The organism is Bacillus sp. MYb56, assembly GCF_002976445.1.
In the GTDB taxonomy this organism is placed as follows: Bacteria; Bacillota; Bacilli; order Bacillales; family Bacillaceae_G; genus Bacillus_A; species Bacillus_A mycoides.
The window spans coordinates 15,537-35,516 of the sequence record NZ_PCOH01000037.1 but is presented as its reverse complement, the minus strand read 5'-3'; the positions used below and the strand labels follow the sequence as shown (position 1 = coordinate 35,516).

The following is a 19,980-nucleotide window of genomic DNA, read 5'->3' as shown; positions in this document are numbered from 1 at the left end:
CTTGATTTTTCAGGGCTTTTTTATTAAACTGTCCATTTTATAGGGTACAGTTCAATGTGTGGGGTTCTTCTTTTTATAAAATAAATATTTGTAGTGTGGAATATATCCAATTGATTAACCGAACTAGTATTTTAGGGGCATTAACTGAAACCATAAATATAAATTCATGTCTATCTTGTTATGAATTTCATTGCCCTCGGATAAAGGACAATAAAACCCCTAAGTATGTAGCGCTTTGATTTTTATTACAATTTTGTAAGGTTAAGTAATAAAAATCGATAGAACGGGATATTAGAATGGAATACTCTAATTAACAGGTGGAATATTCTAGAAAAAGGGGTAGAGCAAATGAAGAATAGAAAAAAAGCATCGATAATATGTAAAAGTATTTTATGTTTCATCATTTGTATATTCATTACGAATGAAGCATGGTTTACAAATGTGGTGAGGGCAGAATCGGGCACGTTGATTGATAGGAATATAGAGAACTTCAAAAAGAAGATGGATGAACAGGTACCAAAATGGCAGAAAAATTATAATGTACCAGGGGTTGTAATAGGAATTGTACATGAGGGGCGTATTGCTTATACACGTAACTACGGTTATGTAGATAAAAAGACAAAAAAGGCGGTGAGTAATGATACCTTGTTTCAGGCTGGTTCCATATCTAAAAGCCTTACAGCCTGGGGAATCTTGCATCTTGTAGATGAAGGTCGTTTATCACTAGATGATCCCGTTGGAAAATATCTGACTAAATGGAAATTACCTAATTCAGAGTTTAATAATAATGAAGTCACAATAAGAAGATTGTTAAGCCATACAGCAGGACTGTCTGCACATAAAGGATACCTTGGGGTTGCACCAGGGAAAAATCTTAATTCTATCGAGGAGTCTCTGTCTGGAAAAGGATGGCTTAATGAACAAGTGGAGGTTACCAATAAACCAGGTTCAGAAACAATTTACTCTGGTGGCGGATATACAATTTTACAACTTGTAATTGAAGAGGTTACCGGAATACCGTTTGATCGCTATATGGAAGAACAAATTATGAAACCTTTAGGAATGAAATCTAGTTCATTCTTACAAGGTCCTGAAAATCATAACCTTTCGAAAGCTTATGGATATTTTGGAGAGGAGCTCCCTAGTTACCAATTTACCGAACAGGCTGCTGCAGGTCTCAAGACAAATGTTACGGATATGATGACATTGATACTTGCAAGTATGGATACAAATAATAAAGGGAATGGTGTCATCAAAAGTGGACGTGTTGAGGAAATGCAAAAGCCAGTATTAGGGGAGAATGGTTTAGGTATATTTGAAAAAAAACTATCTAATCAATGGAAATTACTTTATCATTCTGGTGACAATCGAGGCTGGCATTCTTTTTATGGTTTCATTCCTAATACAAAGGATGGATTGGTAATCCTTACAAATGGTGAAGGTGGTATAGACTTACGACAGGATATTTACCACGCATGGATGGAATATGAAACTGGAAAATTACCTGGAAGTTACTTCTCTCTAGCTGAGCAGAGAAAAAACAACTCTATTACATCAATTGTTATTGGAGCCACACTTGGTTTATATTTGCTGCTATTTGTGATTAGATTGTACAAAGGGAGAAGAACTTTCATTTTTAAGCACGAGAAGAAACCTTACATAAGATTAGTGGTTAGGGTACTTTTACTTATTATTACTGCTATTCTCGTTTTTTGTGCTGCCTATTTGTGGAGAGTTTTTAGTTTGAATTCCGGTAATACAATAAATTTTATTCTAATAATGGCATGGATTATAACATTATTAATTAGTGGATTTTTCCCGAAAATTAGAAGTAATAAAAAACAACGTATGAAACTAAAAGATTTAACATCAAAATTTACATTTATGTAATGTTAAAGGCTAGAAAGCTGGATTGGCGCGAATTTCGAATTGTGGAGTGCAATGAAAAGATAAAATCTCTTAAAAAACACTTAAATTTTTCCTCCATCTATCTTTACAATCCCTCTCTATAATATGAATTGGACAAGCACCTAAGAGAAAGCAGAACATGTCAGATTATACATTCTATTATTAGGGAGAGAATTTGTATGAAAAAGACAGTAGCTTCATTGGCTGTTATGGCAGCTTTATTACCGACACTTTCGATGCATGCGGAAGGGAAAGAGCAAGTTCGAAAATCAGCTACAACTTTTAACGTTATTAGTGACATTCAAGGAGATTTAGGGGACTTTGATCACGTATTAAAAGATATGAACAAAGTGACGCCACTTTCCAGAGCGCTTATTATGAATGGGGATATAACGCAAACTGGGCAGCAGTCACAATATGATGATGTGAAGCGTGTGTTAAACAAGAATAAGCATCCGGAAAATGTATGGTCAACTGTTGGGAATCATGAATTTTACGCTGGTAAATGGACAGCTGATGGGAAACTCTCTCAAAATACATGGCCAAATGGTGTAACGGAAGAAACATTGTTTAATCGATATTTAAAATTTAGCGGACAAGATAAGGTATATCATAAAAAAGAATTAGACGGTTATCCGCTTTTATTTTTAGGAACTGAAAAATATATGAAATACCACGATTCGAAAATGTGGGATGAAGTATATATGAGTGATGAGCAATTAGGATGGCTAAAACAAAATTTAGAAGAGTATAGTCAAAAAGATAAAAATAAGCCAATTTTCATTTTCTCTCATCACGTTTTACCTGATTCTGTATCCGGATCAAGACAATCACCATATTTACAAGACTATTTAAACGTGGATAAATTGTACGATGTATTAAAAGACTACCCGCAAGTTGTTTTCTTTACGAGTCATACGCATTGGGATTTAAACTTGCCAGACTGGTCTGGTAAAAAGAAAATTACAGGCGGAGATGAAAAAGGATTTACGGTTGTAAATACGGGCGGAATTGAAACAGGCTGGATGTCAGCTGGACCAAATGGCGGAGAGAAGACTGCTCCGGATGGATCTTCTTTCAAACAAGGATTGCAAGTGAAAGCATACGGTAACGATGTTGTCGTAACGGCTTACGATTATAAACGGGATAAAGGCATAAAGAACTTATTAATTAGTGACGCAAAAATTGCACAAATGGCACCAGATGTAACAGCAGATGATAATAAAAATGTAATCGTTGGTGCTACTGAATATATGGAGTACTCTGTAGAAGGAACGAATGAGTGGCATACGTATTATACAGCAAACCCGCCAAAATTTGATGGGGACAAGATTGTATATGTACGCCATAAAGGAGAAATGAATTTAGAAGCAGGATTAACGCAACTTCTTCGTTTTTCGGCAAATAAGTGATTGGAGAGAGCCCACATTTAAATGTGTGGGTTCTTTTTTGATTGATGAGAAACGGGCCTCTATTTGTATATTTTTGTCGTTGAATCGATATATTAAGAAAACCGTTCATATAATTTCATTTACCGTACTGGAGTTAAAAATCATTGATATAAATTGCATTTACCGAATTCTAATACATTTTTAATCCAGAAAGGTGACTTCATCATTTTTCCATGTAATAATAGTATGGTTACATTTACTGTGAAAGAGTATAAAAGGAGCGTTATTGATGAATTTAGCTAAATTCCCGAGAAAAAAATATACAGAATCATATACACCAATTGAAAAGTTAAACAATTTTTCTGAAGTACTTGGTGGGCCGACTATTTATTTTAAACGAGATGATTTACTTGGTTTAACAGCTGGCGGTAATAAGACGAGAAAGTTAGAGTTTCTAGTTGCGGATGCACAGGAAAAGGGTGCAGATACGTTAATTACAGCTGGTGGTATTCAGTCAAACCATTGCCGTCTAACACTTGCAGCTGCGGTAAAAGAAAAAATGAAATGTATTCTTGTGTTAGAGGAAGGGCTTGAGCCAGAAGAAAAGCCAGACTTTAACGGAAACTATTTCTTATATCATTTATTAGGTGCTGAAAACGTAATTGTTGTACCAAACGGAACAGACCTTATGGAAGAGATGCATAAAGTAGCGAAAGAAGTCAGTAAAAAAGGAAATACACCATATGTCATTCCAGTTGGTGGATCGAACCCTACTGGCGCAATGGGATATATTGCTTGTGCGCAAGAAATTATGGCTCAGTCATTTGAGCAAGGAATTGATTTCAGTTCAGTTGTTTGTGTAAGTGGTAGCGCTGGTATGCATGCTGGTTTAATTACTGGTTTTTCCGGAACACAAAGTAAAATTCCTGTAATCGGAATTAACGTAAGTAGAGGAAAAGCGGAGCAAGAAGAGAAAGTAGCAAAACTTGTAGATGAAACTTCAGCTCACGTTGGTATCCCAAACTCTATTTCACGCGAGGCAGTTACATGCTTTGATGAATATGTAGGACCAGGATACGCGTTACCGACGCCAGAAATGGTAGAAGCAGTTCAATTACTTGCGAAAACAGAAGGTATTTTACTTGATCCAGTTTATACAGGTAAAGCAGTAGCAGGATTAATTGATTTAATTAGAAAAGGCAAATTTAATAAAGAAGACAACATTTTATTCGTACATTCAGGTGGTTCACCAGCTTTATATGCGAATACGTCTCTATTTGCGTAAGTGTAAAAAGCATTGGGTATCCAATGCTTTTTGTTTTGAATTAATGTTGAAATTTGATACAATTTCGTGAATATGCGATGATTTTTCAACATTCAACGGTAAACAACGATATATAAAGGAGATTGATGTATGACAGAATTTTGGGAAGCAAGTTTTATAGAAAATCAAATGATGTGGGGATTTGAAGCTGCAGATTCCGCAATTTTGACGAAGGATTTTTTCCTTGAAAAGAAAGTGAAGGATATATTGATTCCTGGTATTGGATATGGAAGAAATGCAAAGGTTTTTATTGATAACGAAATACAAGTAACAGGTATTGAAATTTCAAAAACAGCGATCGAATTGGCGAGGGAAAATGAAATTAATGCTAATTTATTCCATGGTTCAGTTACGGATATGCCTTTTGATAACAAACTGTATGATGGCATATTTTCTTATGCACTTATTCATTTGTTGAATAAGGATGAGAGAGAGAAGTTTATTAAAGATTGTTATAGTCAGTTAAAACCAAACGGATATATGATTTTTACTACTATTTCTAAAGATGCCCCAATGTTTGGGAAGGGGAAACAACTTGGTAAAGACTACTTCGAGATAATGGAAGGGGTAAAAATGTATTTTTATGATGTTGACTCGGTAAAACAAGACTTTGGAAAATATGGACTGATGGAAACTATGGAAATTGTGGAGCCACATAAAAATATGGCAAGTAAACCTCCATTTAAATTTATAATGATCAAATGTCAAAAAACACTATAATTACCATTGTGTAAAAATAGTGAAAGGTTACTTAATAAGCTGGTTGAGTAAGCTATTCACTCATTGTTCTTTAAAGGCGAAGTAAGGGGAGTCAAATGGCGTCCCTTACTTCGCTTAATTTATTTTAAAGCACGTTTTAAACTTTCAATGAATCATTTGTTATATAATGGAATTATTGGAACGTGGGAGGGGTGATTATATGAGTACAACATTAAGATGGGTCATATACACGATACTCAGCATTTCTATAATACTAATACTTCTTTTAGGTTACGGATTATATTTGTATTTTAAGTGAAATGGTAACCGAACCAAAGGAAAAATAAAATAATTGCTGTGTTAAATAACGTAAAGGTTAAACCGATAATAGATAAAATTTTCTTTTCGGTGCGACTACAAAATGAGATAACTGCTAATATAATTGCTATAACAGCGGAAGTTAATATGAAGTACGCGAAAGGAACCACGTATTCTACTCCAACTCTGTCTAAAATAGGTGAGAAGAGAAATAGATTAATAGTAACGAATATACTTACAATGAGAAACGTATAACTTTTCCAAGTGTATGTTTTCAGTTGCATGGAATGGCACTCCTTCCTTATTAGTGTTTATATGTAAAATTAAAAGGTACCTTTTATTAAAAAGAGGGGGACTAATATGCGAATTAGAAATTTAACTTTAGTTATTGTTTTTATGTGTATATTCATAGTAACCGGCTGTTCAAATATACTAGGAAATGAAGATCAAAGAATCGAAGTGCAAAAACATGTTGGTGATGATAAATATGAAGATTTTAAGATAGTGACAGACAATAATCAAGTGTTGCAAGTAAAGAAAATATTAAATGATATTCATTTTGAAAATAAAAAAGTGGAAATGTCTCGTTCAGCTGATTATCACTTTGTTTTTCAATTTGAAAATCCGAAAATAGAGGCGAAAGCTGTGTTGTATCAAATTTGGATAAGTCCTAATAAAGATAAAGTAGAAGTTATGGCGGGGGATAATCGCTATGCTCAATTAGAAGGGAAAAATGCAGCCACTTTGTTTGAGATTGTTACGGGAGAAAAGTTAGTTGAATAAAAGTATATGGTACTTAACTTTTTCAGATTTATTGTAATGATTCACTACTTGTAAGGAATTATTCAGTGTGTCTTTCTATTAAAAAGTCTAAATTTAATCAATTAAATGCGATAAAATCTTTTTAAAAATAATGAAATTTTAGGAAAAATAAGGTACACTAGTCAATGGTTTTAGTTTAAAATCGATTGACGTTAATGTATACGGGGGAAAGATTGATGAACAATAATCCAATAAATGAATCAGTTGAAGAAGTTGAGAGAAAACGAGTAAGATCAAGCAAACGTTTTACAAATTGGAAGCTTATTGCAGCGGGTGTTGGTGTAATTGTACTTCTCATTGGAGGAATGAGTTATTATCAGGCAACTCACTTCAATTCAAATGTTACGATTAATGACACAAAAGTCGGTGGTCTGAACGCTGATCAGGCAATACAGAAATTAAAAACATCTGGACTAGAAAACAAAGTCTATGTTGATCAACAACAAATTTTAGATGAAAAAGATACAAAAACGGAACTTACGGAAAAAGATTTTCCTCAAGTTAAGAAACTATTAAAAAGCCAGTGGACATTTTTCCCTTCCTCAAAGGAAAAAAATTATTCAGTGCTACCGGAAAAGGCGGATCAGTATCGTAGTGAAACGATGAAAAAACTTGTAGAAGAAAAGCTCATCTCTATGAATGAAAAATTAAAAGCGCCTCAAGATGCTATGGCGAAGCTTGAACAAGGAAAAGTTGTTATTTCGAAGAGCGTTGATGGAAAACAGTATGACGTTACTAGTCTACTGAAAGATTACGACAAGCAGAAGTATAAAAGTGAAATTCATCTGAAGTCTACATACATAAAGCCTATTAAAGAAGACGATCCGATTGTCAAAAAAGAGGAGAAAGCACTACAGAATCTTCTTGGGCAGTCTGTTGAGTATAAAGTGCAGAATGAAGTGTATCCTTTAAAAGCGAAAGATTTAATTCAGAATGCCTCTATGTCAAAGGATATGAAAGTTACAATCGATGCGAGCGACATTAAGAATAAGATTGCTGAAATTAATAATGCTAAATCAACATTAAATAAAAATTTCAGCTTTAAAACCCATTCCGGTTCGGTCATATCAGTAAAAGGACAAGGCTACGGCTGGGCACTAGATGTTGAAAAAGAAACAAAACAAGTTCAACAAGCTTTTGAAAAGGGTGAAAAATCGCTATCTGCTTCTAATATCCATGGAAATGGTTGGGAGAAGGAAGGTATCGGTTATGAAACAACATCGAATAATGGCATCGGAGACACGTATGCGGAAGTTTCAATTGCAGATCAACAAATTTGGATTTATAAAGATGGGAAATTAGTCGTCACAACAAATGTAGTAACTGGTAAACATAGCACGAGTGAAGATACATCACCAGGTGTGTGGTACGTTCTATATAAACGAACACCATACACGCTGAAAGGCAGCGCAGTAGGTAAAGCTGATTATGCAGTTAAAGTAGATTACTGGGTTCCATTCACAAATAGCGGCCAAGGATTCCATGATGCAGGCTGGCGAAAAGACTGGGCAAATAATGCTTATTTAACAGGGGGATCAGGCGGGTGTGTAAACCTTCTTCCTAATGTTGCAAAAACTGTATATGATAGTTTGAACACTAATGATCCAGTTATTGTGTACTAGAAAATAGCTACGTATCAAGAAATAAATAAAGCAGGAAATCTTATCTGATGGTACATGAAAAAACACCTCTTGAATTCGCATATTTAGTGTGCAAATTCAATGGAGGTGTTTTTTGTTTGAAAACAAGAGTTCATTGCCTATAAGAAACGAAGTAGAAAGAGATTGAGATGATAAATAGATATTCAAATAGTCAATAAAATTGACACTGAATATCATTTTCATTTATTATGAAATCGTCGCATGTAATTGGACATGATTTTTGTGAAAAAGTTTACTTTTTTATTAATATAATAGATTTCTATTAAGGTGTCCCATTTAAGAATTTAAGCGTAGGAAAGGGTAAAATAAAAATGAACTGGAAAAAAGGCGGATTATGGATTATTATTTTTTTCATTGTAAAAGGTACGATTTCTACACTTTTAATAGTTACAGGTGCTAAATATTTTGATTTATCATTTATGCAACTTTTCGTACTAATACTGATCTTATTACTGATTTCTCTCATAAGTCGAAAATTGCTGCATAGACATAAACAAAATAAAAAGCAAAAAGAGCTAAATATATAATGGAGCCCCAGAGACCTTTGGATTTCTGGGGTTTTACTATATATTTAGCTTCTTACTATTTGTGGAAAGTAAAACTCCCAGCTCAAAATTTAGGTGGGTACAGAAGTTTGTTGGGAGCTGATTAAAGTTTCACTTTATTCCATAGTGCATGATCTATGTTGATTAAAGGAAGTCACTGAATTTGTTGCTACAATTATTAAACAAGGACTGAAGAGAGCTTTTTAATCAATCTGTATTCTAAAGCTAAAACCGAGCATACATTATGCTCGGTTTTCAATAGGTAGTTTAAATGTAAAAGTACTGCCTTCTCCTAATTCACTTTCAACGGTAATTTCTCCTCCGTGTAGTTCTATAATCCATTTTACCATCGACAATCCTAAACCTGTGTTTCCATTGTTTGAAGATGTTCGTGCTGCGTCAACTCGATAGAAGCGGTCCCATATTTTCACAATATGTTGCTCGCTGATGCCTATGCCATTATCGGAGACTTTACCTATTATGTTGGTTTCATCCCGGAACAGTTGCATATTCACAGTGCCGTTCGCTTTGCTATAGGCAATCGCATTCGTTAGTAAATTCATTAATAAACGCATCATCAATGTTTGATCTGCTTTAATAAACAGGTCTTCCTCTATATTTGTTGTTATATTAATCGAAGCTTCTTGAACCATTAATGAAAGCTCTTCTACAACGATTTCCGTTAATTCACTCATATTGATACATTCAAATTGAAAAGTATTATGCTTTTCTTGGTCAACTCGTGCTAATAATAAGAGTTGCGAGATTAACGCGGACATTTTACGCGATTGCCTTAAAATTACTTCTAACGATTCTTCCATTTCTTTCGGATTATTCCTCTGCGATAAAGCGTATTCGCATTGCGAAATAATAACAGATGTTGGTGTTCTTAATTCATGAGATGCGTCAGATGTAAATTGTTTTTCACTTTCGAATGATGTCTCCAATCGCTCAAACATTTTGTCAAAGGTTTGTGCTAAATGATACATTTCGTCTTTCGATGAACCTTGTAAATTAATTCTCTTCGAAAGGTCTTTACCATCACCAATTTCACTGGCTGAATCACTCATTTGTTGCACAGGTCGAAACGCTCTTTGCGTAATAAAATATCCTCCCGCTGCTGCAATGAGAATAAGTAATGGAAATGAGATGAGTGTTACCACAATAAGCGTATTCATGGTCGATGATAATTGATTCATGGTCATTATGCCACGAACCCAGACTTGCTCATCGCCGCCTACATTATGGAGAAAATCATATACTATCCATTCCTTATTACCGTCTTTAATGGTTTGTATTTCATCGGATTTAAGCGATACCTTTTTATTAAAGGTTGTTGGATTATGTCCTGCCAGCAGCTCACCTTGTTTACTATAAATGATGATATTTACTCCATCTTCTAAGGCTTCAAATTCATCGTCAATCTTTAACTGCCCATGCTTATATTCGATATCTTCAACACTTTCTTTTACTGTGCTCTTCAATTGATTTTTCATATTAAAAAGCAAAACTTTATCTGAAGAAGTTAAAATAAAAGCTAACACGAGTGCCATAATAATTACAACTAGCCCCGTATACCATAGGGTCACTCTCATTTTTATTGATAGTCTTTTCATGATTCTACTCGCAATACGTAACCAGTTCCTCGTACTGTATGAATTAACTTCGTTTCAAACTGGCTATCAATTTTTTTGCGAAGATAGCGGACGTAAACATCAATAATATTCGAGCCACCTTCATAGTCGTAATTCCACACATGTTGCTCAATTTTATCTCGTGTCAACACAACTTCTTTATTACGAATCATATATTCTAAAATAGCAAATTCTTTACTGGAAAGATTGATAACTTGATCTCCTCTTGTTACTTTATGCATATTGCAATCCACCACTAGGTCAGCGATTTCAAACACATTAGATGTATTTCCTGTTTTTCTTCGCATCAACACTCGAATTCTTGCTAACAGCTCATCAAAAGCAAAGGGCTTTACTAAATAATCGTCCGCACCTAAGTCGAGTCCTGTTACGCGATCATCAATTGTATCTTTAGCTGTAAGAAGCAAGACAGGAGTTGTATTATTGTCCGCACGTAATCTTTGTAATACTTGTAAACCATCTATTCCGGGAATCATAATGTCAAGCACAATCAAATCGTAGGTAGCCATGCTTATATAATCCAAAGCATCTTCTCCATTCCCACATCCATCGACACTATAATATTCTGCATTTAATCGTTTTACCAATATATTTTGTAAGTCTTTTTCATCTTCGACAATAAGAACTCGCATTAACATTCTCCTTTTCTTCTTATTTATATGTATCACTATAATTCCGAAACATTAAAGAAAGATTAGAAACTATTTAATTATATCATTTTATTTTTTTGCGCATTAATCTTCCTTTAATGTTTGTTCAGTAATATAAGGACATGGATAAGGTGCACATGTAAAGGGAGGAGAACATAATGGGAAAATGGATGATGATTGGAGCAATGTCTTGTTTATTCTTAACAGCTTGTTCTACTCAAGCTGATAACGATACAGAAATACAACAACTGAAAGTAGAAAAAGATACATCACAAAAAGAAGGTACGCAACTACAACAAGAACCACACAAAACAGGGCCTGCTATGAATGATACTAAGCAAACACAAGATTTCAAAAACGAAGTCACATCTATTGTAGAAAAGGCAAATAATACGAAACCAGTTGGAGCAAAAGAAGATAACTTAAATACGTACTTAGCAGCAAAAAAAGAAATTGACCAATTAGATGACAAGATAGATCTATCTGATGATCAGCTAGAAGCAGATTTTCACGCTGGAACGATAACTGTTGAACAATATCAAATACAAGAAAGAGAACAAGATATACTTGAAGATCAATTAGAGCAAGCAGAAAATGTACTTGAAGCAAGATTTGGAATAAATGATTAATTATTAAGGAGTGGATGGAAATGTTAAAACATAAAAAGAAAATAATTATAAGCGTAATTGCTATTTTAGTAAGTGGTATTGCTATTGTTGGTGGATATTATGGTATGGGCTACAATTATGCGAAAAAGAATGAAAACTATACAGAGAAACAAGTTCGTGAAATTTCTTTAGCTCATACAAATGGAGAAATTATTAATGTGAAAAAAGAATTCGAATTAGAAGATGACAACTTAGCACAATCTAAATTTGAATATGAAGTGGAAATCAAGACACCTGATAATCTGTTAAATATTTTAAAGGTTAGTGCTAGAACAGGTACAATAGAAATCAATAATGAAGATTAAAAAATTATCGACAAATAAAATATCGCGTATTTGAAAAAATCCAATAAGCTGCCCATATGGACAGCTTATTTAAATAATTCTCGTTAGCGGAAGTAAAAAATGCTACTTATTTAACATTAGCACTCCGTTAGTTTAAGAACAATTGAGTTAATAAATATATCTAAAAGTCTCATATTCGCCATAATTGATAACGGTTTTAAATTCTCCTCCACCATTTTTATCCTTTAAAAAAGCATCTATCTTATCATTTGGACTTATTAAACTAAACTACCGGCTAGCTAAATAAAGAAAAATGAACTTCATTGCTATAAAAGCCTCTAATTTTTCGTTTTGAGGAAACCTATTCTATTAGATTTATAGACATGTGGTGTTAACACCATAAACAATGTTTTAGATTATAAAATAGAGTACTAAGCATCCAATTTGAAAGCAGATATCCCTGAAAGTGCTAAACCTAAGCAAAAAAATTAACCATCCTATGCAAGAAAGTTTAGATAGCTAAAAGCATATGTTTTATTGAAAGGGTGTGATTGAATTATGGAACGGACGAATTGGGGAATTGGAGGATTAGTATTTGTTGGCTGCATGTTTCTTGGCGGAGGAGTGGGATCTATATTAGGCGATACTCATGCTGGATGGCTAATAGGAATGGGCGCTGGATTTATTGGGATGGCTTTAACGAGACTGGTCAGAAAGTAATATAACGGGATTCTTCTTATGATGAACAATGTAATTAATTAATTAATGGCATAAGAGCTCTATAAATTATAGTTAGAACCTTATCTTTAGTATTTGTCTTTTCTAAATTTCTCCATACATAGATACGATTCTCAAGTTGGAGGCTGGCACCTTAGGGTGTCTTTTTTATGCTCTTTAAAAATGTTTTAACATATAATAGCCGAGTTAATTCAAGTAATCAAGCTAATAGATTTCGTTAGATTGCTATCATTTTTTTGTAATAGAATAGATTCATTACCGTTTCAGACCGATGTATTCATTCATAACCTAACAGTAAAAGGGGGATGATTAAAGGCATGGCGATTAATGATGAATTAATTTGTCAACAGTTTGCAAGAATTATCGGTGGCCAAGAAGGATTCGCCGGTGGAAAATGCGTGGCAACAATAAATCGGGATGAAATACAAGCAACTATCTTAGGAAAACGTTTTAGAGTAACAACTTCCTTCTCATTCGAATCAAGAGATAATAAAACTGGACAGGCATTATGTCTAGGTCGGATAGCGCTCTTACAAAAAGAAGTTACTGAATTTGTTGCTACAATTATTAAACAAGGAATAATCGTTTCGTCTATACACAATGAGTGGTTATGTGATGAGCCGAATTTAATTTACGTTAATATCGAAGACGTTGATGATCCGCTAAGTTTCGCAAGGAAAGTTAGAAGAGCGTTATGCAATTAACCAATTTATTTAGTTAAATGAGCAATATAAAAGGATCTTTAATTGAAAGATCCTTTCATACATAAGATGAAGGTTTTCCCTTGTATTTTATTAATTAAGTTCGCTTGACTAGCAAACGAACTTGGAGGGAGTACTGGAACCATACAATAAATACATTGAGGGGGCATGTTTGAGCTATGGACCTATCCTCCCGTTCTAATTAACTAAAAGAAGAATTTTCCCATACCAATTAGACTACTAAGCATTCCGATTCCATTCATGGTTCCTTTTCCTGCTGTCAGTAAGTTTCCAAGCATTCCTGGCTGCCCGTTATTCCCCCATCCTGGAGAATTTCCAAAAACACCCCAGTTATTATTGGTATTAAAATGAAAAGCTTTGGCTGGCGGTGATAGTAAAGCGGCAATATGACCTTGTGCGAACATCCCTGTATGATTGAATGGTTGGGGCCAGGGGATGGGAGGTTTTTGAAAATTAAAACCTGCATGGCCTGGTAATGGAGCCCAATTAGCAGGATGTCCTTGGGGCATCATCCCTGCATAATGGATTGGCTGACCTAAAGGGAAGGGAGGGGGCTCGGGAGTGAAACCCGTATAATTGGCTGGTGAATCCCAACCAAATGGATAGACTCGACAACTCAAATTCTCAGGAACCTTCAGACCATCCATTCCCTGAGCTTTAGTTATTTGAGGTTGTGAATGTAATGATGACATTGAAATTTGGTTATTATATTGCTCCCCGTTTCCATTTGAATTCAAATACCAATATTGGTGCATAAGCTTATTCCCCTCACTTTAAAAATGTAATGTTAGACTTAGCCTATGTAATATTCCTTTTTATGGATGGTTACATAACTAGATTTACAAGCCCGTATTTAAAGGAATGGGTGTGTGGTCTTGTTGATTTATTCCGCTATTTGTGGACAGTAAGACACCGTCCCCTCAAAATTCAGCGAAAGCAAAAAAGTTAGATGGGGGGGCTTTTAGAAGGGTATTTTCAGTTGCTCCTTTTGTTTATTTCAGCCTAATTTAATTTCGGTTAACAAACGTGTTTATAAAGGTTTAATCAACAAAAAAAATTTAAAATGTTATGTTGAGCAAGTAGAATTGCTAAAAAGAGAATATCCATTCGAAGAGTTTGGCAAAATACTGCAAGGACAATGTATTCTTGTGCAGATATGCAAAAGATTTAAATGAATCAATGGAATTTATAATGAAGGGGCAAATGAATATATGAGTGAAACATTACATAAAAGAAAACCACCATATTTAATGCTTGTAATCCTTTTTATTGGGGCATTTGTTTCATTTCTAAATAACTCGCTTTTAAATGTAGCTTTGCCATCAATAATGAAGGATTTAGACATTAAAGATTATTCGACGATCCAGTGGCTTTCTACAGGGTATATGCTTGTAAGTGGTATATTAATTCCGGCATCAGCATTTTTAATAACCCGCTTCTCCAATAGGAGCTTATTTATTACATCTATGGTGATTTTTATTTTTGGTACGGCCTTAGCGGCTTTAGCACCGAACTTTAGTTTATTACTTACTGGCCGGATGGTTCAAGCAGCAGGTTCTTCAGTCATGGGGCCTTTGTTAATGAATATTATGCTAGTAAGCTTTCCAAGAGAAAAAAGGGGAACAGCAATGGGAATTTTTGGATTAGTTATGATTACAGCTCCAGCAATTGGACCGACACTATCGGGTTATATTGTAGAGTATTATGACTGGCGTTTGCTTTTTGAAATGATTTTACCGTTAGCAATCATTAGCTTACTGTTAGGGATTTGGAAATCGGAGAATGTCATGAGACAAAACAAAAATGCAAAACTTGATTATCTCTCATTACTATTATCTTCTATCGGTTTTGGCGGTTTGTTATATGGATTCAGTTCTGCAAGCTCCGACGGTTGGACGAATAAAGTTGTTTTAACAACCTTAACCATAGGCGCTATTGCCCTAGTTACTTTCATTGTCCGCCAATTAAAAATGAATGAACCGTTATTGGATTTACGTGTTTACAAGTACCCAATGTTTGCACTTGCGTCTGTAATTGCGATTGTTAACGCAGTGGCCATGTTTTCGGGTATGATTTTAACACCAGCTTATGTACAAAACGTCCGCGGTATTTCGCCGCTGAGCTCTGGGCTGATGATGCTTCCAGGTGCGGTAATAATGGGGATTATGTCACCAATTACAGGTAAACTATTTGATAAATATGGCCCTCGTATTCTTGGTATAGTAGGACTTTCTATTACAGCCGTTTCAACTTATATGCTAGCAAACCTGCAACTCGACTCTAGTCACACGCATATTATTCTTATTTACACACTGCGGATGTTTGGGATGGCGATGGTGATGATGCCACTTATGACAAATGGTCTTAATCAATTGCCAACGTGCTTAAATCCGCACGGTACAGCTGTTAATAATACAGCTCAACAAGTGTCCGGTTCGATTGGTACTGCTATTCTTGTTACGATTATGAATTCTGTAACAAAAACAAAAGCTGAAAGTCTAATGGTTGATGTAGATCCTACAACCTTCACAGAGGCTACGAAGGCAATGTTAACTCAGAAGGCTTTATTATCCGGAATTCAATATTCATTCTATGTAGCGCTTGGCATGAATGTTGTTGCACTACTATTAGTTTTTTTCGTTAAACGTGTAGATACAAGTGCGGAAGCTGTCGAGAGGTTAAATCGGTAGAGTAAAATAAAACTTAAGATCATGATTCCTATAAGTTTTTGCTGTTTAGTTAGACTATGAAGAAATGCAAATTTCTGCTGCTAAGGCGCTGGTATTTAAATTTGGAAAAGAACCAGTGAAATAATTATATATAGTAAAAAGGATCTGATATTCATATCAGATCCTTTTTCATTAGTAACACAGTATACTTGCTTATCGTATTTGTTTGAATTGACATTAGGAACTACTGGTTTTCCCAATACTACAATCTTTAGCTCTCAATTTCTGATAAACATTATAATAATACGCTTCATTTTAATTTAGTATTTTCTCTGCAAGTTATAAATCTAATATCAACAAACAACTTAGATTACCAACCTTATAAGCAATATCATAATCGTGAATAGTTAGGGAAAAGATAAAATAAGGTAATCAATTACATATCTTTATCCCAGGCGATTCATTGCTATCTTCTTTTTATTGAATGGGATATTTTATTTCATGCTTTTTTGAAAGGGTGTTTTTAATGGATAAAAAAGTATCTGCCATTCCTCAACCGAAAACATATGGATTGCTGGGGAATCTCCCATTAATCGATAAAGATAAACCGACCCTATCCTTTATCAAGATAGCGGAAGAGTATGGTCCCATTTTTCGAATTCAAACTTTAAGTGATACCATCATTGTCGTTTCTGGACATGAACTGGTAGCAGAAGTCTGTGACGAAACAAGATTTGATAAAAGTATAGAGGGTGCTTTAGCGAAAGTTCGCGCCTTTGCTGGAGACGGATTATTTACAAGCGAGACTCACGAGCCTAACTGGAAAAAAGCTCATAATATTTTGATGCCTACATTCAGCCAACGAGCAATGAAAGATTATCATGCTATGATGGTTGATATTGCTGTACAACTCGTTCAAAAATGGGCACGGCTTAATCCGAATGAAAACGTAGATGTTCCAGAGGATATGACTCGCCTTACATTGGATACAATTGGTCTATGTGGTTTTAATTATCGATTTAATAGCTATTATCGTGAGACCCCTCATCCTTTTATTACTAGCATGAGCCGTGCTCTAGATGAGGCGATGCACCAATTACAGCGGCTGGATATAGAAGACAAACTCATGTGGAGAACGAAACGTCAATTTCAGCATGATATTCAATCTATGTTTTCTTTAGTAGATAATATTATTGCTGAACGTAAAAGTAGTGGAAATCAGGAAGAAAATGATTTACTTTCCCGTATGTTAAATGTGCAGGATCCGGAAACTGGTGAAAAATTAGATGATGAAAATATTCGTTTCCAAATTATCACTTTTTTAATAGCTGGGCATGAAACAACAAGTGGATTATTATCTTTTGCAATCTATTTTTTATTAAAGAATCCAGATAAATTGAAAAAAGCCTATGAAGAAGTAGATCGGGTTTTAACAGATCCCACTCCAACATACCAACAAGTTATGAAATTAAAGTATATCCGGATGATTTTAAATGAATCGCTACGTCTATGGCCTACTGCTCCAGCATTCAGTCTCTATGCAAAAGAAGATACAGTGATTGGTGGGAAATATCCAATTAAGAAAGGAGAAGATCGTATTTCTGTTCTTATTCCACAGCTACATAGGGATAAAGACGCGTGGGGAGACAATGTGGAAGAATTCCAACCTGAACGATTTGAAGAGCTGGATAAGATTCCCCATCATGCTTATAAGCCATTTGGAAATGGTCAACGAGCATGTATCGGTATGCAGTTTGCACTTCATGAAGCCACACTCGTAATGGGGATGCTTCTTCAACATTTTGAATTCATCGATTATCAAGACTATCAGCTGGACGTAAAACAAACATTAACGCTAAAGCCTGGTGATTTTAAAATTAGGATTCTACCCCGAAATCAAACTATTAGCCATACTACTGTTCTTGCGCCTATAGAGGAGAAACTGAAAAACGATGAAATCGAACAGCAAGTTCAGAAGACTCCTTCTATTATTGGAGCCGATAATCTTTCGCTTCTTGTTCTGTATGGATCGGATACAGGGGTAGCAGAAGGTATTGCAAGAGAACTAGCAGATACAGCTAGTTTAGAAGGTGTTCAAACGGAAGTGGTAGCACTTAACGATCGAATTGGAAGTCTGCCAAAAGAAGGGGCGGTTCTTATTGTAACTTCTTCTTATAATGGAAAACCACCAAGTAATGCAGGGCAGTTTGTGCAATGGTTGGAGGAATTAAAATCGGATGAGCTAAAAGGTGTTCAATACGCAGTTTTTGGTTGTGGAGATCATAATTGGGCTAGTACTTATCAGCGAATTCCAAGATACATTGATGAGCAAATGGCTCAAAAAGGAGCAACAAGATTTTCTACACGTGGAGAAGCGGATGCAAGTGGTGATTTCGAGGAACAGCTCGAGCAATGGAAACAAAGTATGTGGTCTGATGCGATGAAGGCATTTGGATTGGAACTTAACAAAAACATTGAGAAAGAACGCAGTACATTAAGTTTACAATTTGTTAGTCGTCTTGGAGGATCTCCTCTTGCGCGAACATATGAAGCAGTTTATGCATCTATACTAGAAAATCGTGAACTTCAATCATCTAGCAGTGAAAGAAGCACGCGACATATTGAGATATCCTTGCCAGAAGGCGCTACGTATCAAGAAGGTGACCACCTTGGGGTGCTGCCAATTAATAGTGAGAAAAATGTCAACCGAATTTTAAAACGCTTTGGATTAAATGGGAAGGATCAAGTCATATTGAGTGCAAGTGGACGAAGTGTAAATCACATACCTTTAGACAGTCCTGTTAGTTTATTTGACCTTCTTAGTTATAGTGTAGAAGTTCAAGAAGCAGCCACTCGAGCACAAATACGAGAAATGGTGACATTTACAGCATGCCCTCCTCATAAAAAGGAATTGGAATTATTATTGGAAGAGGGAGTTTATCATGAACAAATATTAAAGAAACGTATGTCAATGTTGGACCTTCTTGAAAAGTATGAGGCTTGTGAAATCCGATTTGAACGCTTTTTAGAACTTCTTCCTGCGCTCAAACCGCGTTACTATTCTATTTCAAGCTCTCCACTCGTTGCACAGGATCGTCTGAGCATTACAGTTGGTGTTGTTAATGCACCTGCATGGAGTGGGGAAGGGACATATGAAGGAGTCGCTTCTAATTATTTAGCTCAGCGTCATAATAAAGATGAGATTATATGTTTCATTCGAACGCCACAATCAAACTTTCAATTACCTGAAAATCCAGAAACACCAATTATCATGGTTGGACCAGGTACTGGAGTTGCACCATTCCGTGGATTCTTGCAAGCGCGTCGTGTTCAAAAGCAAAAAGGTATTAACTTAGGACAAGCACATCTATATTTTGGTTGTCGTCATCCTGAAAAGGATTATCTCTATCGTACAGAACTAGAAAATGATGAAAGAGATGGATTAATCTCTTTACACATAGCTTTTTCCCGCCTAGAAGGATATCCTAAAACATATGTACAGCATTTAATAAAACAAGATAGAATCAATTTAATTTCGTTATTAGATAATGGGGCGCATCTTTATATATGTGGTGATGGAAGTAAAATGGCTCCTGACGTAGAAGACACCCTTTGTCAAGCCTATCAAGAAATTCATGAAGTCAGTGAACAAGAAGCAAGGAATTGGTTGGAACGTGTGCAAGACGAAGGGCGATATGGAAAAGATGTTTGGGCTGGAATCTAAATTCTTCTTAATTAGATAAGTAATATTTAATTTATGAACTTCTTTCGACTAAGTATAACTTTAAACAAAATAAACTGCTTTATAAAAACCCTGTATTTTTTATTGAATATGGGGTTTTCTTATTTTTAAATAAAAGGGACGTATATGTTGATTCAAAATCCAACAATCTTTATGCTTTATATACACAACATGAATAAAAGGA

17 protein-coding genes are annotated in these 19,980 nt (G+C 35.1%); 13 read left to right on the top strand and 4 right to left on the bottom strand.

Features of this window, described 5'->3' with window-relative positions:
• Window positions 1–348 precede the first annotated feature (348 nt).
• From CQ058_RS27245 to CQ058_RS27230, 4 genes are all read left to right on the top strand, one after another.
• Window positions 349–1,890, top strand: a complete 1,542-nt coding sequence (locus tag CQ058_RS27245; protein WP_002190118.1) for a serine hydrolase domain-containing protein — start codon at window positions 349–351, stop codon at window positions 1,888–1,890.
• A gap of 197 nt (window positions 1,891–2,087) precedes the next feature.
• Window positions 2,088–3,320: a DUF4073 domain-containing protein gene (locus tag CQ058_RS27240; protein ID WP_105590074.1), complete on the top strand. Its 1,233-nt coding sequence runs from the start codon at window positions 2,088–2,090 to the stop codon at window positions 3,318–3,320.
• A gap of 268 nt (window positions 3,321–3,588) precedes the next feature.
• A complete protein-coding gene (cuyA, locus tag CQ058_RS27235; RefSeq protein WP_003190388.1) occupies window positions 3,589–4,584 on the top strand; it encodes a D-cysteate sulfo-lyase in 996 nt (331 codons plus the stop codon).
• Between the two features lie 129 nt (window positions 4,585–4,713).
• Window positions 4,714–5,343 carry a class I SAM-dependent methyltransferase gene (locus CQ058_RS27230; protein WP_002033114.1) on the top strand — a complete coding sequence of 210 codons (630 nt, stop codon included), beginning with the start codon at window positions 4,714–4,716 and terminating at the stop codon, window positions 5,341–5,343.
• 290 nt (window positions 5,344–5,633) lie between these two features.
• On the opposite strand, the gene CQ058_RS27225 is transcribed toward CQ058_RS27230, so the two are convergent.
• Complete coding sequence (locus tag CQ058_RS27225; RefSeq protein WP_002190116.1) at window positions 5,634–5,924, bottom strand: hypothetical protein; 291 nt, start codon at window positions 5,922–5,924, stop codon at window positions 5,634–5,636.
• Between the two features lie 76 nt (window positions 5,925–6,000).
• On the opposite strand from CQ058_RS27225, the gene CQ058_RS27220 reads away from it, so the two are divergent.
• From CQ058_RS27220 to CQ058_RS27210, 3 genes are all read left to right on the top strand, one after another.
• Window positions 6,001–6,423 (top strand): YhfM domain-containing protein, encoded by a 423-nt coding sequence (locus CQ058_RS27220; RefSeq protein WP_002190115.1) that lies wholly within the window; start codon window positions 6,001–6,003, stop codon window positions 6,421–6,423.
• A gap of 215 nt (window positions 6,424–6,638) precedes the next feature.
• A complete protein-coding gene (locus CQ058_RS27215; protein ID WP_002192790.1) occupies window positions 6,639–8,084 on the top strand; it encodes a L,D-transpeptidase family protein in 1,446 nt (481 codons plus the stop codon).
• 350 nt (window positions 8,085–8,434) lie between these two features.
• On the top strand, window positions 8,435–8,650 hold the full coding sequence (locus CQ058_RS27210) for a hypothetical protein (protein WP_002017170.1): 216 nt from the start codon (window positions 8,435–8,437) through the stop codon (window positions 8,648–8,650).
• 260 nt (window positions 8,651–8,910) lie between these two features.
• Here CQ058_RS27210 and CQ058_RS27205 read toward each other — a convergent pair whose 3' ends face one another.
• Together CQ058_RS27205 and CQ058_RS27200 are read right to left on the bottom strand one after the other, a co-directional pair.
• Window positions 8,911–10,284 (bottom strand): sensor histidine kinase, encoded by a 1,374-nt coding sequence (locus CQ058_RS27205; RefSeq protein WP_002190112.1) that lies wholly within the window; start codon window positions 10,282–10,284, stop codon window positions 8,911–8,913.
• Window positions 10,281–10,955, bottom strand: a complete 675-nt coding sequence (locus CQ058_RS27200; protein ID WP_002128055.1) for a response regulator transcription factor — start codon at window positions 10,953–10,955, stop codon at window positions 10,281–10,283. Before CQ058_RS27200 ends, CQ058_RS27205 begins: the two co-directional genes overlap by 4 nt.
• 176 nt (window positions 10,956–11,131) lie before the next feature.
• Between CQ058_RS27200 and CQ058_RS27195 the strand changes: the two genes are divergently transcribed.
• The 4 genes from CQ058_RS27195 (at window position 11,132) to CQ058_RS27185 (ending at window position 13,367) form a co-directional block, all read left to right on the top strand.
• The gene (locus CQ058_RS27195) at window positions 11,132–11,602 is read left to right on the top strand and encodes a hypothetical protein (protein ID WP_002190111.1); all 471 of its coding nucleotides are present in this window, start codon (window positions 11,132–11,134) and stop codon (window positions 11,600–11,602) included.
• Window positions 11,603–11,622: 20 nt separating this feature from the next.
• Window positions 11,623–11,946: a PepSY domain-containing protein gene (locus CQ058_RS27190; RefSeq protein ID WP_002137174.1), complete on the top strand. Its 324-nt coding sequence runs from the start codon at window positions 11,623–11,625 to the stop codon at window positions 11,944–11,946.
• 537 nt (window positions 11,947–12,483) lie between these two features.
• On the top strand, window positions 12,484–12,645 hold the full coding sequence (locus tag CQ058_RS31935; RefSeq protein WP_002190108.1) for a hypothetical protein: 162 nt from the start codon (window positions 12,484–12,486) through the stop codon (window positions 12,643–12,645).
• 323 nt (window positions 12,646–12,968) lie between these two features.
• Entirely contained in the window at window positions 12,969–13,367 is a 399-nt protein-coding gene (locus CQ058_RS27185) for a DUF1259 domain-containing protein (protein ID WP_002033128.1), read from the top strand.
• A gap of 203 nt (window positions 13,368–13,570) precedes the next feature.
• Here the strand turns inward: CQ058_RS27185 and CQ058_RS27180 are convergent, their stop codons facing one another.
• Window positions 13,571–14,140: a hypothetical protein gene (locus tag CQ058_RS27180; RefSeq protein ID WP_002190107.1), complete on the bottom strand. Its 570-nt coding sequence runs from the start codon at window positions 14,138–14,140 to the stop codon at window positions 13,571–13,573.
• 456 nt (window positions 14,141–14,596) lie between these two features.
• On the opposite strand from CQ058_RS27180, the gene CQ058_RS27170 reads away from it, so the two are divergent.
• The gene (locus tag CQ058_RS27170) at window positions 14,597–16,075 is read left to right on the top strand and encodes an MDR family MFS transporter (RefSeq protein ID WP_105590073.1); all 1,479 of its coding nucleotides are present in this window, start codon (window positions 14,597–14,599) and stop codon (window positions 16,073–16,075) included.
• A gap of 505 nt (window positions 16,076–16,580) precedes the next feature.
• Entirely contained in the window at window positions 16,581–19,778 is a 3,198-nt protein-coding gene (gene cypD, locus CQ058_RS27165; protein ID WP_002190106.1) for a bifunctional P-450/NADPH--P450 reductase, read from the top strand.
• Window positions 19,779–19,980 lie beyond the last annotated feature (202 nt).